The following is a 13,340-nucleotide window of genomic DNA, read 5'->3' on the forward strand; positions in this document are numbered from 1 at the left end:
ATGTTCATCCTGCGCTTCCTCTGGGCGGTTCTGACATCGCGATGGCTGTGGACGCTGATCGGCATCACGCTGCTCTCCCTGGTCATCTGGGTGTTCGGCCCGATCGTCAGGGTCGGCCCCTACGAACCGTTCGCCTCCGAAAATGTGCGCATCGTCATCATCGCGCTGCTGGTCATCTTCTGGCTGATCTGGCTGATCGTTGCCCAGCGCCGGGCGATCCGCGCCAACCGCATGTTCGTCGCCGAGATTGCCGCGCCTGCGGTGGAAAAGCCGCTGAGCCCCGGCGAAGAAAACGTCGCTGCCGTGGGTGCCAAGTTCGCCGAGGTGATGGCCGAACTGAAGCGCCGCAAGCTGGGCGGACGCAAGTTTCTGCGCGAGATGCCCTGGTATGTGATCGTCGGGCCGCCGGCCACCGGCAAGACCACGGCCTTGCGGCAGTCCGGATTGAATTTTCCGATCGACCTCACGGACGATTTGCAAGGGGTCGGAGGCACGCGCAACTGCGACTGGTTCTTTTCCGAGAACGCGGTTCTGATCGACACCGCCGGCCGCTATGTGCAGCAGGAGAGCCAACCCGACGTCGACGCGGCGGAATGGCTGGGCTTCCTCGACCTTTTGAAGAAGCATCGCGGCCGCCGCGCCCTCAACGGCGTGATCGTCGCGCTTTCGATCGATGTGCTTTCGGAGGGCGACGAAGCCATCAAGGCGCACGGCCGCAAGATCCGCCGCCGGTTGGCCGAGCTCAACGAGCGGCTCGAAATCCGCCTTCCGGTCTATCTGATGCTGACCAAGGCCGATCTCATCAAGGGTTTCGAAGCCTTCTTTGGCGGCCTGTCCACCGCCTCGCGCGAGCAGGTCTGGGGAACGACCTTCGCGCTCGATGCGCGTGTGGATGGCAAGACCATCGAACGCGAAATTTCGACGCTGGCGACGGAACTCGAGCGGCGGCTGGTGCCGCGCCTGGAGGATGAGGAGAAACTTCCCGCTCGTGCCGAGATCTTCCGGTTTCCTGCCCAACTCGCAAGCCTGTCCGAACCGATCCAGATGCTGGTCGAGGCGATGTTCGGCGAAAGCCGGTATGAAGAGGCTGCGTGGCTGCGCGGCCTCTATCTGACGTCGGCTACCCAGGAAGGGGCACCCATCGACCGGCTGACTGCGGCGCTGTCGTCGTCCTTCGGTCTTCCGCCACGGCGGGCCCTGCCCGCACCAAGGGTCGAGAAACGCAGCTTCTTCCTGAAGAACCTGCTCACCGACGTCATCTTTAGGGAAGCAGGCCTCGGTACGTTCGACCCGCTGGCGCAACGCCGCCGCGCCTGGATCTGGCGGGGTGCCGCGGCTGCCTGCGCCACAGCGGGCTTGTTGGCCAGTGCGGTGTTTGCCTGGTCCTACTACGACAACCGCAATGCGATCTCGGCCCAGGCAAGCCAGTTCGAAGCGCTGCAGACACCGCTGACCTCGGCTGCCGCAAACCCGGCATCGGTGCAGCAGCCTGCCATCGACGGCGCGCTCGAGGCGATGGACGCGGTCGCAAATGCCCGGACGGCACCGCCGGGTGCTGTCCAGGATCTGCTGGGGCCATCGGCCTCGGCGGAACTGGTGCGGGCTCAGACCGACACGTATGATCACGCCCTGCGCAACGTGCTCGAGCCGCACATGGTGGCTCTTCTCGAGGCTACCATGTGGCGGCAGATCCGCGATCCGGATTTCATGCTCGGCGCTCTCAAGACCTATCGCATGATGACGGGTCTGTCGCAGATGGATCCCGACTACGCCCAGAACTGGTGGGTGAACAGCCTGCCCGAATTCGCGGCCGCGGCACCATTTCCAACCGCCGATGCCGAAGAACATCAGCTTGCCGCCATCCGCCGGATGACGGTCGACGAAAGCTATATCGAGCCCGACCAGGCGCTGGTCGCGGAAGCACTGAAAACGGTATGCACGATTTCATTGCCGGCGCGTGCCTACAAGCAGTTGCTGGCCGATCCGGAGGTGGCCGGCCTCAAGGAATGGATCCCTGCCAATTTCGCCGGCCCCAACGGGGGCAAGGTGTTTGCGCGGCGTTCCGACAAGACACTTCGCGTCGGCATTTCCGGAGCATTCACCTATTCCGGTTTCCATGACGCCATTCTCGACCGGATCGAGGATGTGGCAGCACAAGCGGCGCTGGATCGAGCGGTCTTCGCTGGGGGCTGCTCCGAGAACTCCGAGACGTCGGTGTCGGCGCTGTCCGAGGATATCCTGAAGCTCTATTACGACGACTATATCGCACAGTGGGACAGCTTCCTGCGCGATATGAGGCTGGCGCCGTTGAGCGACCTCAATATCGCCAGCGAGAATCTGAAGGATCTTTCCAGCGCCGATTCAGCACTGAAACGCCTGCTCACTGCGGTCGTCCAGGAAACCGAGCTTACCCGGTCCGATGAAGCGCCGGCCGACGACAAGGCGGCGGCCAAGGGCGGCTCGAAACTGCTCGGCAAACTCGGCAAGCTCGGCAAGATCGTCAAAACGGGGGCAAAGCTGCTTCCGCGTGCGGGCTCAGCTGACGAGGTGGATCTTACCGGCAACCTGGTGGCGGAACACTTCAAGCCGCTCAAAGGTGCTATTGCCGAGGTCGACGGCCAGCCCCCAGCACTCGACGCCGCGGTGGTGGCTCTGACGGCGCTGTCCAACGTGTTGCAGACGGTCACGGCCAATCCCGACCCCCAGGATGCCATCAAGAAGCAAGGCGGCCTTGCCGAACTGACGGGGGCGGTCGCCAGGCAGGCACAGATCCTGCCGGACCCTATCAACAGCTGGCTGGGCGGGATCGCCGGCGACACCAGCAATTTGACTCAGAAGGCGGTCACTTCGGAACTCAACGCCATCTGGCGCGCCGACATACTGCCTTTCTGCCAGGCAGCGCTGAACGACCGCTATCCATTCAGTCCGGAAAGTGCGGTGGACGTCAATGTCCGCGACTTCGCCCGCCTGTTCGGGCCGGCGGGCCTGATCGATGCCTTCATCAACGACCATTTGATCAGCTATGTAGACACCGCCAGCCAGCCGTGGAAATGGCGTGCCGACTTTGGCCTCGATCCTTCGGCGCTGGCGGCGTTCGAGCAGGCCAGGCGGATACGCGACGATCTCTTTCCCGGGGGTACCGGACCGGTGATGAGCTTCACGCTCGAACCGAAGGACCTTTCTCCGAACGTCACGCGCGTGACGCTCAATCTCGATGGCCAGACCCTCGTCTACTTCAACAACGCGACGCGGCCGCAACCGATGACCTGGCCCGGCAAGGATGGCACCGGGGTCATCTCGCTCGCCTTCCAGCCCATCGATGGTTCGCCTGAAATCATGCTCAACGAGACCGGCAGCTGGGCGTGGCTGAGGATGCTGCGCAGCGGCCGATTCACCGGGACCTCGCTGTCGGATGTCTACAGCCTTCGCCTGGGGACGAAAGGCATGTACGCCGATTTCGAGCTCAAGGCCGCCAGCGTCGAAAACCCCTACAACCTGCAGATGTTCAAGAAATTCTCATGTCCACCGCAGATATGAACCTGCCCGGCTTTTACGGCAAAATGCCCGCCACCGGCGATTTCGTGACGCGGCGGCTGACGGGCGACTTTGTTCGCGGCTGGGACCGCTGGCTGGCGCAGCATCTCGTCCCGCTGTTCGGCTCGGAATTCTGGCCCAGCACAACCGCGCTGCGCTTCCTGGCTGGCCCGGCTTCCTTCGGCGCATCGGTGGGCATCATTGTGCAGAGCGCCGACAGGGTTGGCCGGCAGTTCCCCCTGAGCGTCGTCGCCCAACTTGCTGAAGCCCCGGTTCGGCTGGCTGATGCCGAGGCGTGGTTCTCCAGGATCGAAGAGGCGGCCATCGCCGCCCAACACGGCGAGCTGACGCCGGACGAACTGGATGCCGCGCTCGCCGGACTGCCGGTGCCGCCCGTCGAGCCGGACGACGAGGTCATCAGCGGCATGGTGATGTGGACGGCCCGTTCCGACATTTTCGACATCGATCCGCAATCGCCGCAAGCGACACTGGAACAAGTTCTAACTGCCAGTTGGGAAGCCCGGTCGATGCAGGGGCAAATCTGATGTTCGTCAGCCATAACACGACACCGTTTCTCGCCGAGACTTTTCCTTACCAGGACAAGCATTGCGTGAAATTTTGTGTTGTCGTGATCCGGGCCACGTACGACGTCGATGAACAAGGCAACTGCACGCCCAGCAAGGAACAGTCGCCTTTCGTCTACGCCGACACCCATTATGGCGATCCGGAAGTCACTTCCATTCGCGTCGAGACCGACTTTGCCCCTGTCAAACCGAAATGCGAGGTTCTGCTCGACGCCATGGCGGTCGCTCCGAAAGGGAGGCAGGCGGAAGCTATCGAAGTGCGCCTGGTTGGGCCGGGATTGGACAAGCGCGCGGTGGTCACCGGCCAAAGACGCTGGTTCAGAGGTGGGCTCGGCATCCAAGCATCACGGCCGCACCCTTTCATCTCAACGCCGCTGGCATGGCACCTCGCGTTCGGCGGCACCGACCGAACCGATCCTGATCCCGCCAAGCATCGCAGCGACGCCGTCAACCCGATCGGAAGCGGTTACCTTGTCGGCCAGAGCAACATTGACGGCACACCGCTGCCCTGTGTCGAGCACCCGCAATCGCGGATGCACATCTGGAACGACCGGCCCAAGCCGATCGGCTTCGGTCCTGTGCCACGCTTTGCCAAGGAACGAGCGCGCTATGCCGGCACCTATGACAAGCATTGGATGGACAATGTGCTGCCCTTCCTGCCGCAGGATTTCGACGACCGCTACTTCCAGGCGGCCCCCCAGGATCAGTGGCTCGACAAGCTTTCCGAAGGCATGATCTTCGGCTGCTTGGGCATGAACGAGAGCGGCAAGTTCAAGGTGAAGCTGCCGGCGATGTCGGTTCCGGTGCGGTTCATGTTCGTCGACAGGACCGAGCACAAGCTGGCGGCGCCAGATACCCTGACCATCCTGCCGCACGAGGCGAGGATCGTTCTGGTCGGACGGGTAAGCACGAAGCTGCCGCGGAAGTTTGTGAAATTGCAACAGGTCCAAGTGGGTAGCGAACCGAAACCGAAAAGCCCCAAGCCACACTACGCCGGATTGAAGGAGGCTGTGGCGGCCCTGGCCGGGATACGCAAGAAAACAACATGACTACGGTTACCTGCATCAGCCTCGTATGCCCGGTCGGCTATACACCGGCAAGTGCTGCGGCGGCGATGCGGGCGAGCATCTCGGTGTTCGAGGAATTGTCGTATCGGGACAGCAACGGCCAGCCGATTCGCGGTGCCATGGTCGACGCTATCCCAGTTGAGAAGCACGGCCGTAGCCGTCTTCAGGCATTGACCCGGCTCGCTGTTGAACAGATCGATGAAAAGGCTGCGGCCTTGCTTCCGTGGGGCGAGATGCCGTTCATCCTGTGCACACGCGACGCCGACATGCCCGGCGCCCGCATCAACGGGATTCTGGCGGGGCTTGCGGTTCCGGGCGGGAGGCCATTGGTGGGGTCGCGCACATTCCAAGTCGCCCATGGCCACATTTCGGCTTTTGTCGCGATGGAACAGGCTCGCAGGCTGGTGAATAAGGGGGATGCAGAGGCTTGCATCATCATGGCGATCGACAGCCTGATCGACGCGCGCTCGCTCAACTGGCTGGACAGCCAGATGCGACTGAGGACGAGCGACGTGACGGATGGCCTCATCCCCGGCGAAGCGGCCTGCATTCTAGTCGTTAGCAAACGCCTGATCGTTGACGGATCCTTGCGGTTGCGCGGATTGGGCCTCGCCATCGAGAAGGCAACAGCGAGCAACGAGGAACCGTTCCGGGCGGATGGCCTCAGCGCGGCACTAAAAGCCGCACTTGGCGAAGCAGGCGTGCAGATGCACGAAGTTGCTTTCCGCCTCAGCGATGTCGGGGGCGAATCCTACGCATTCGAGGAACTGGTGCTGGCGCAGATGCGCAACATGCGCAAGACGCGTCCGGAACAGCCCGTGTGGCACGCGGCGGACTGCATGGGCGATTGCGGATTGGCGACTGGCATGATCCAGTTCGCCTGGGCGGAGCAGGCCTTCAGACGCGGCTATGCGCTGGGTGATCTCGCCGCGTTGCACGGCAGTTCGATGTCGTTCGGCGGTCGCGCGGCCGCTGTGGTCTCGGCTGAGGACCTTAGATGACTAAGAACGTCTTTGCCGGAAAGTGGGAAATCGCCGCCGAAAACGGTATGAACAAGTCGATCGCGCGGTTCCCCGACGTTTGTATGTCGCCGCCTTCGCCGCCCGCGGGACCGATCCCAGTCCCTTATCCAAACACCTCGTTCTCGAATACACTCAAGTCGGGTTCGTCGACGGTGAAGATCGGCGGCAAGGGCGCGGCGCTCGCCCAGAAATCCTACTATCAGGAGTCCGTCCTGGGAAACGAGGCTGCAACGCGCACATTCGGGGCGGCGGTCATCACGCATCAGATCACTGGCAAGACGTTCTTCCAGGCATGGTGCATGGATGTGAAATTTGAGGGCAAGAACGTCTGCCGGCATCTCGATCTGACAACAAGCAATCATGCTTCAGACCCTCCATCTACTCCCCCCGCTCCCGCCGCCTGAAACGCAGACCTTCGCGGAATCCGAGGATTTGTGGAAAGAGGGCAAATGCCCCTGCTGCCACGAGGCATTGCACGAGTGGCAGAAGGATGAGAACGACAAGCCCTTCCCTTTGATGAAGGAAAAAGACTTCTGGGAGGCGAGGGCCAAAGAACTGACAACCGACAAGGCCCGCGATCGCTTCAAGAAGGCGCTGGATTTGATGCTGCCTGCAAAAGACAAGGCTCGGGCGGCAAGCGCGGCGGGCGGTGATGGCTGTCCAAACGTTCACAAGACGGAAGATGGGCCCTGCGCTCTCTACTTTGACGTGCCTCGCGGTGCTAAATCCAAATACACCAGCCCGCGAAGCGGAACACGTGTGGAAAGACAGGCGAAAAGCGGGCGAAATCATTTCGACGACAACGGACTGAAGGATATCGCCGTGAAAAAATGGACAGAGGCGAACACGAAGCCAGGTCAACCCCCACCTGATTTCAAAGGCAAGACGATGCATCACAAGACGCCGATGATGGCAGGCGGGTGCGCAACAGCAAACAACGTACTGCCTGACCAATATTTGAAAGCTTCCCCCAAGGAGTGTCAGGACATCGAAGCTTGGCAGAAGACCCTCGAACAATTGACGACGGCCTAGGATGGCTCAGGCACCGATCAGCCCCCGCGCCTATGACGGGTTTTATGTGGACTCATCCCTGGGCGACGAGTTCGATCCAGTTTCCGCGGCGCATAGCGAGGATCCCTGGACGGTCTACTTGGCTGTCCTGAGAGCTTGCAAGTCCGGGAATTTCGCCGGGCTCGGCCGGCTTCCCGCCCTGATGACGAAGACGGAGGGATATTTCTTCTGGCGGGCGACCACCGAGATCATCGGCTATGCGGGCAATTGGAAAGCAATCTCCGGCGCTTTCTCGTACTTCAAGTCGCGAATCTCGAATTCCGATTTCCAATACTTCTTTGCCTCGGCATTGGGCGCATCCTGCAATCTCAAGGCGGTGACGCCGCTGCTGCAACTTCATCAGGAGGCCGAAGATGAAGAGTCGCGGCACCAGATTGAGAACCACCTTTCCTACCTCATGGAGGGGGACGACGGGCCGGTGTGGGACGGCGCCTCGCAGACACTTGACATACCAGACGATGACGATCAGCCGCTGCGGTTCATCGTCGATCGTGTGTCGTACTTCGACGTGGTCCAGAAAGCTTTCCGCAATGTCCGCGATAGTGTGCCGTCGGAAGCCACGCCCGTCTATGAAGGCAAGATATATGATGTGGTTCAACTCGCACAAAGGTTGCTCGACCGATTGCGATCCGATGATCGGCAATTTGGTCGCATCAACCGTGAGCGAGTCGCCTTCGAGGCTGCCACCGGGCTCGACACACGCTCGTTCTATACAGAGAACGGTACGCTTTTGCGCTTGCCTGCGGCGGCAATCGTCGAGGGCTTTCTGGACAGCGACGACGTCAGCCGATTCCGTCCGGGACAGCGCTATTTCTTCGGTCATCCGATTCCGGAGTGACGCTTCCTATTGAGGGCCGTTGTTCGCCGGTCCAAGCGCGTTCAATCCCGCCCATTCCGACACCTTTTCCGCCAGCGACAAAGTGACGATTCTGTCCGCGAAGAATGTCGCGAACGACTTGCCCAAATCGGGTGGATCCCCCGTGAACAGCTTGCTCTCCTGGCGAGCCTCCGGAAAGAGTTCCAGGAAAGAGGCCGTGGCGGCCAACGCAAGCGGCGGTTCCTTCATCCGCTCCACGAGCCAGCCCAGCACCGACCTGTCACCAAGCATCCCGATGCCGCGCACGGCGATGGGAGCGGTAGAGGGCGACTTCATCAGCCCGCCCATCCACGCACGGACGTCCTTGTCCGGTCCGGCCTTGACCAGCGCGCGCATCGCGACCATGGCGTCGGGTCCGGCGGCGGTTGCGATTTTCCTCAGCTCCTGGCGCGTCAGATCGCCTGACCCCAGTTCGACGAGTGCCCATGAGGCCCATAGCCGGACGCGTTCATCCCCGTGATCGAGCGCAGATTGGACATCCCGCCCCAGATCGAAACGTCGAAGTTGACCTGCGAGACGAATAGCGGCGGCACGCACCCTTGAATCGTTGTCGTTGACCAGCCGGGTCAAAGTCGCGCCCGGGTCGACATTGTGCACGATACACGACGAGACGGCGAGGAAGCGGGTGAAGGCATCCTGGCCACCGATCCACTCGCGCACAAAAGGCCCGATCGCCGCCGGCTTGTGCCACGCAAGCGCGCCGACCAAGCCTTTGGCATCATCGGCCGTCAGGCTCCCGAACTCGACCGCTTGTGCCACCTTCCCGCCATCAGCCAGTTCCAACGCCATCCATGCGAAGGCGAACAGCTCGCCTTTCTCCGGAAAATTCTCGTGCTGCGCGATCAGAAATGGCCATGCAGCAGTGCCCGCGATGCGCAGGCCGTCGAGGTTTGTCTCCAGCCGCTCGTCGATTTCGGCTATGACCTTGGCATCCGGGGGATCCTCGGCGGACCAGCTGTCACGCTGCGCCCACAGGAAGGCGACGAGTTCCGCATGCTGACGCACGACCTCCGCCGCGATGCGGACCGGGCGTGGCCCCTCTGTCTTCGACGAGGTTCGCATCAGTTCAGGTTGATCGAGCCGCCGCGAATGCGCTGCGCACCACTGGCGTGGCTGGTGATGTGAGCGCCACGTATGGTGATGCGGCCGTCTGCCTCCATCAGGATCGTCGCCTTGCCGCATCGCAGTTCCAGGCGATCCTCGGCGGTGATCTGCACGCACTGTCCATCCCGGATCACCTGCGGAGCCGCCTTAGCGCGGTTGGGCTCGACGATCCGGCCGACAATCAGAGGCCGGCGCGGGTCACCTTCCTGAAACAGCAAGGCCACCTCACAGCCGATCATGTCCGACGACAATTCGCACAGGCTGCGCGCTGGCAACGCCGTCTTCTCCGGGTTGCCGGGAAAAACGACCAACGGGGACTCGTCCCCGAATCCCAGGAAGGCGCCGATCACCACGCCGTCGATCTTGTCCCTGACCTTGCTCATCGTCGCCCTCAATTCTCGTTGATCTTCGAGCCTTTGATGATCACATCGCTCGACGCCTTGATATTGATCGTGCCCGAGCCCTTCACGGTAATATCCTTGCCCTCGATGATGATCGTGCCGTCTTTCTTCATCACGATCTGCGCGCTTCCGGACTTCAGCGTGATGGACTCCTTGGCGTCGAGCGTGAAGTTCTTGCCAACGTCGATGACTCCGCTTTCGCCGACGTCGATCTTGCTGCCTTTGGCGATCTTGAGCATGTGCCCGCCGCCGACGTCAGTGCTGTCGTTGGATTTGATGTTGGCCATGCGTGAGGCGCCTACATCGGTGGCTTGCGACGCGGCGATGGCGACGGTCTGCCCGGCACCAATGCTGATGCTCTGATCGGCGCCGATGGTCCAGGTATCGCTCGTCCCTATGCTGTGAGTCTGGCTGATTCCCACACTCACCGAGCGCGTCGCCCCGATGGTGTTGGTCTGCACCGCTCCAACGGTCCTCGTCTCCGCGGCACCGACGGTATCGACGCGCGCCGCGCCAACGGTGACCGTCTGAACCAGGCCCACGGTCTGCGAATGATTGGCGTCGATATTCTCCGTCGAGTTCGACACGACATGGATCGTCTCGTTGGCCATGACCGTCAGGGACCGGTTCTTGCCCACCGTCTCGGTGTCGTTGTTGCCGATATTGGTGGTCTGGTCGACGCCGACCTTGACCGTCTTGTTGTTGCCGACGTCCTCGTCGAGGTTGTGGCCGACGGAATGCTTGGCGTCGTGGTCGATGCGGTCCGACTGATCGTGCTGCACCAGCTTGGTACGGTCATGCTTGATCAGAAGGTTGTGATCCTTCTGCGCCTGGAAGTTGACCAGTTCGGAGCCGGCCTTGTCCTCGAACATCAGCTCGTTGTAGCCGCCGCCACCGAGCGAGGAGTTCGACTTCCAGCCAGACTGGGTGGCGCTGCCCGGCAGGCCGTAGGGCGGCATCTGCGAGGCATTGTAGACCCGGCCGGTGATGATCGGCAGGTCAGGGTCGCCTTCGATGAAGTCGACGATCACCTCCTGGCCAATGCGCGGTATCTGGATGAAGCCCCAGCCGCTGCCGGCCCAGGTCTGCGAGACCCGCACGAAACAGGAGCTGTTCTCGTCCTTCTTGCCCAGGCGGTCCCAGTGGAACTGCACCTTCACCCGGGCGTATTTGTCGGTGAATATTTCCTGGCCTGACGGGCCGACCACCGTTGCCGTCTGGGGGCCACGCATGATCGGCCGTGGCGTTATGCGCGGCGGACGATAGGGCAAGGCGGTCGGCGCCACGCCCAGGATCACCTTGAAGTTCTCGCTGTCGACGTCGGCATGGCTTCTGTATCCCGGATCGAACAGCCTGTATTCGGCACTGACCACCAGATACTCCTGGTTCTGGTCTTCGCGCGGAAAGCCATCCAGCTTGAACGTGCAGCCCGAAAAAAGGCCGCGCACGGTGCCGACCGCGGCGATGCGCTGGTGGACGGCCTGAATTTCCTCGCGCCGGATCGCGGCAAGGTTATCGCCCCGGCCGACTTCGAGATGCGCGCCGGGCTGGCGATAGTTTTCGCCGGCGGCCAGTTTGTGACTGAACGGCTGGGCCGACTTGGCCATAAGGTCGGCGCCCGGCTTCTTGAAATCATAGTCGGTGTGGGCATAGGCGCCCGGGCGCACCGAACTGCCCGGTATCCATTCGGTGATGTATTCGACATCGCGCCGGGAGCCCTGCCCTTCAAAGTGATACGGCACTTTCTCGTAGCCCGGCGCCGGCTTCAGCTTGCTCATCGCATCGGTCAGGACAAGCGTGTGTTTGCCCTCGTCATGCTCGAAAAAATACAGGATGCCTTCATGCTCGAGCAGCCGCTGGACGAAATCCAGATCGGTCTCGTCATATTGCACGCAGTATTCGCGCGGAGGGTAGGATCCCTGCAGGCGCAGATCGAATTCCGCCGTGCTGTATTTCTTGAAAACGTCCTTGACGATGTCGACGACGCTCTTGTTCTGGAAAATACGGCAATCCGTGGTGTTGCCGAGGAACCAGAGCCACGGCCTGACGACCGCTTCGTAGTAGGCCAATCGATCCTCGATGCGGGTCAGGCGAAACTCGGACACAAGGCCGCTGAACCAACGTTTCGGATCGGATTCGCCTTCGACCGAAACCACGCCCCCCAGCATTTTCAACGGATCGATATCGGGGCTGGGGCTGACGAACCCGACCGTATAGGCCAAACAACGGCTGATCTCATCGCGACCGACAAGATGCGTGAAGGTCAACAGCTCGGCGCCAACAGGTGTCTGCACAACCGTGGCACGTTCGTTCGGCATGGGTCGTGCCCCTCCTGGACGCGGCCGCTAGCGTGTTGGATTTAAAGTTCCTGCTCTATTAACAAGATCACGCTCAGAAACTTTTCGATCCGCCACACAAGGCCATGTTGAGCCTACCACATGTTGTCCAGCAGACCAAAGAGGACGGGGGCGACTGAACCCTGCCCTGTCAATGCATTGGCTCGAAACGCTACTGTCCTGTTGTACCCGCAAACTGCTAGTATGTGGAGTATCGGTCAGCGTTCGACGGCGATCCTGGATGTACATCAGTCTGCAAATCAACAGTATCGACTCCTTGCCCGCTGATATCCCGACCGGCTACGCGGCGCGTGATCGCGGCTTCGAAATCGGACGCGAGGCTTGTGACTGGACCTTGCCGGACCCGGACAAGTTCATCTCAGGCCGGCATTGCGAGGTCCGCTACGAGGCAGGCGCGTTCTGGTTGCACGATGTCTCACGCAACGGAACCTACATCAACGGATCCAGCCAGCGCATGACCGGCCCGCATCGGCTGAGCCATGGCGACCGGGTGCTGATCGGCCGCTATGTCCTCTTCGTATCGATCGACAACGAGCGGTCCACGAAAGGTCATCCCAGCCACAGTTCGACACAACGAGAAATGCCGGCAGCGACAGGCCGGCCGCTGGAATTCGCCGCCGAGCCGTTCTCCACTCCATCGGAGCAACAGTCCGGGCAGCGGTTTCCGGCTCGGGCGTTCTCATCGCAACCGCCTCTCCCTTCGACCGGAGACGAAGTGCTACGGGAAATCGCGATCGCGGCCGGCATCTCGCCGGAATTGCTTCAATCGCGCGACCCGCATGAAGTTGCCGCCGAAATCGGCGCGGTCCTGCGGACGGTGGTCGAGGAGCTGAGCATGCTTTTGAAAGCCCGCGCGGCCGCGAAAATGCTGGCCAAGAGCACACAGAGAACGATGATCAGCGCCGCCGACAACAATCCCCTGAAGTTCGTTCCGGGAACCGACGACATCCTCGAAATCATGTTCGCCCGGCGCAGAGCCGGCTATCTTGATGCCAGGCGCAGCATCGAAGATGCATTCCGCGATCTCAAGACGCACGAATTCGCCACCTACGCCGCCATGCAAGCCGCGCTGTCGCGGCTGCTTGACGACCTGTCGCCCGAGGCGATCGGAAGGAAACTCCCCCCGACGTCGTTCTCGTCGAAGAAAAGCCAGGCTTGGGACGCTTTTGTCGCGACCTGGAGAACCATGGAGGAAGCCCACGAGAACGGCATGCTGGACATATTCCTGGCCTATTTCAGCGAAGCCTATGCCAAGGCCGACAAGCAAAAATAGACCGGCCCAAAGGGGATGCGAGGCTGAAGTCGACGAAGAAAACCTCTTCG

The 13,340-nt window shown here is 61.6% G+C and carries 11 protein-coding genes; 8 read left to right on the forward strand and 3 right to left on the reverse strand.

The annotated features are described in order from the left end of the window. From tssM to ACZ89F_RS21435, 7 genes are all read left to right on the forward strand, one after another. Complete coding sequence (gene tssM / locus ACZ89F_RS21405; RefSeq protein ID WP_476093974.1) at window positions 1-3,537, forward strand: type VI secretion system membrane subunit TssM; 3,537 nt, start codon at window positions 1-3, stop codon at window positions 3,535-3,537. Then, window positions 3,519-4,079 carry a type VI secretion system-associated protein TagF gene (gene tagF, locus ACZ89F_RS21410; protein WP_476093976.1) on the forward strand — a complete coding sequence of 187 codons (561 nt, stop codon included), beginning with the start codon at window positions 3,519-3,521 and terminating at the stop codon, window positions 4,077-4,079. Before tssM ends, tagF begins: the two co-directional genes overlap by 19 nt. Beyond that, complete coding sequence (locus tag ACZ89F_RS21415; protein WP_476093978.1) at window positions 4,079-5,167, forward strand: DUF2169 family type VI secretion system accessory protein; 1,089 nt, start codon at window positions 4,079-4,081, stop codon at window positions 5,165-5,167. Before tagF ends, ACZ89F_RS21415 begins: the two co-directional genes overlap by 1 nt. Before the next feature lie 137 nt (window positions 5,168-5,304). Continuing rightward, complete coding sequence (locus tag ACZ89F_RS21420) at window positions 5,305-6,186, forward strand: hypothetical protein (RefSeq protein ID WP_476093980.1); 882 nt, start codon at window positions 5,305-5,307, stop codon at window positions 6,184-6,186. Further along, window positions 6,183-6,611 (forward strand): DUF4150 domain-containing protein, encoded by a 429-nt coding sequence (locus tag ACZ89F_RS21425; RefSeq protein ID WP_476093982.1) that lies wholly within the window; start codon window positions 6,183-6,185, stop codon window positions 6,609-6,611. Before ACZ89F_RS21420 ends, ACZ89F_RS21425 begins: the two co-directional genes overlap by 4 nt. Continuing rightward, window positions 6,568-7,239 (forward strand): hypothetical protein, encoded by a 672-nt coding sequence (locus ACZ89F_RS21430; protein ID WP_476093983.1) that lies wholly within the window; start codon window positions 6,568-6,570, stop codon window positions 7,237-7,239. Before ACZ89F_RS21425 ends, ACZ89F_RS21430 begins: the two co-directional genes overlap by 44 nt. 1 nt (window position 7,240) lies before the next feature. Next, entirely contained in the window at window positions 7,241-8,116 is an 876-nt protein-coding gene (locus ACZ89F_RS21435) for a hypothetical protein (RefSeq protein ID WP_476093985.1), read from the forward strand. A 6-nt stretch (window positions 8,117-8,122) separates the two neighbouring features. Here the strand turns inward: ACZ89F_RS21435 and ACZ89F_RS21440 are convergent, their stop codons facing one another. From ACZ89F_RS21440 to ACZ89F_RS21450, 3 genes are read right to left on the reverse strand one after another with little or no spacing between them, the layout of a single operon-like run. Then, the gene (locus ACZ89F_RS21440) at window positions 8,123-9,160 is read right to left on the reverse strand and encodes a HEAT repeat domain-containing protein (protein WP_476093987.1); all 1,038 of its coding nucleotides are present in this window, start codon (window positions 9,158-9,160) and stop codon (window positions 8,123-8,125) included. Window positions 9,161-9,216: 56 nt separating this feature from the next. After that, the gene (locus ACZ89F_RS21445; protein ID WP_476093989.1) at window positions 9,217-9,642 is read right to left on the reverse strand and encodes a DUF6484 domain-containing protein; all 426 of its coding nucleotides are present in this window, start codon (window positions 9,640-9,642) and stop codon (window positions 9,217-9,219) included. A gap of 8 nt (window positions 9,643-9,650) precedes the next feature. Further along, window positions 9,651-11,978: a type VI secretion system Vgr family protein gene (locus tag ACZ89F_RS21450; protein WP_476093991.1), complete on the reverse strand. Its 2,328-nt coding sequence runs from the start codon at window positions 11,976-11,978 to the stop codon at window positions 9,651-9,653. 259 nt (window positions 11,979-12,237) lie between these two features. Here ACZ89F_RS21450 and tagH point away from each other — a divergent pair, with 259 nt between their 5' ends. Continuing rightward, window positions 12,238-13,290, forward strand: coding sequence for a type VI secretion system-associated FHA domain protein TagH (gene tagH / locus ACZ89F_RS21455; protein ID WP_476097329.1), 1,053 nt, complete (start codon window positions 12,238-12,240; stop codon window positions 13,288-13,290). The last annotated feature ends 50 nt before the right edge of the window (window positions 13,291-13,340 follow it).

Source organism: Mesorhizobium sp. USDA 3734 (genome assembly GCF_056279665.1).

Bases quoted from the DNA above. Each gene is read 5' to 3' on its own strand.
- tssM (WP_476093974.1), top strand. From the start codon at position 1: ATGTTCATCCTGCGCTTCCTCTGGGCGGTTCTGACATCGCGATGGCTG.
- tagF (WP_476093976.1), top strand. From the start codon at position 3,519: ATGTCCACCGCAGATATGAACCTGCCCGGCTTTTACGGCAAAATGCCC.
- ACZ89F_RS21415 (WP_476093978.1), top strand. From the start codon at position 4,079: ATGTTCGTCAGCCATAACACGACACCGTTTCTCGCCGAGACTTTTCCT.
- ACZ89F_RS21420 (WP_476093980.1), top strand. From the start codon at position 5,305: ATGGTCGACGCTATCCCAGTTGAGAAGCACGGCCGTAGCCGTCTTCAG.
- ACZ89F_RS21425 (WP_476093982.1), top strand. From the start codon at position 6,183: ATGACTAAGAACGTCTTTGCCGGAAAGTGGGAAATCGCCGCCGAAAAC.
- ACZ89F_RS21430 (WP_476093983.1), top strand. From the start codon at position 6,568: ATGCTTCAGACCCTCCATCTACTCCCCCCGCTCCCGCCGCCTGAAACG.
- ACZ89F_RS21435 (WP_476093985.1), top strand. From the start codon at position 7,241: ATGGCTCAGGCACCGATCAGCCCCCGCGCCTATGACGGGTTTTATGTG.
- ACZ89F_RS21445 (WP_476093989.1), bottom strand. From the start codon at position 9,642: ATGAGCAAGGTCAGGGACAAGATCGACGGCGTGGTGATCGGCGCCTTC.
- ACZ89F_RS21450 (WP_476093991.1), bottom strand. From the start codon at position 11,978: ATGCCGAACGAACGTGCCACGGTTGTGCAGACACCTGTTGGCGCCGAG.
- tagH (WP_476097329.1), top strand. From the start codon at position 12,238: ATGTACATCAGTCTGCAAATCAACAGTATCGACTCCTTGCCCGCTGAT.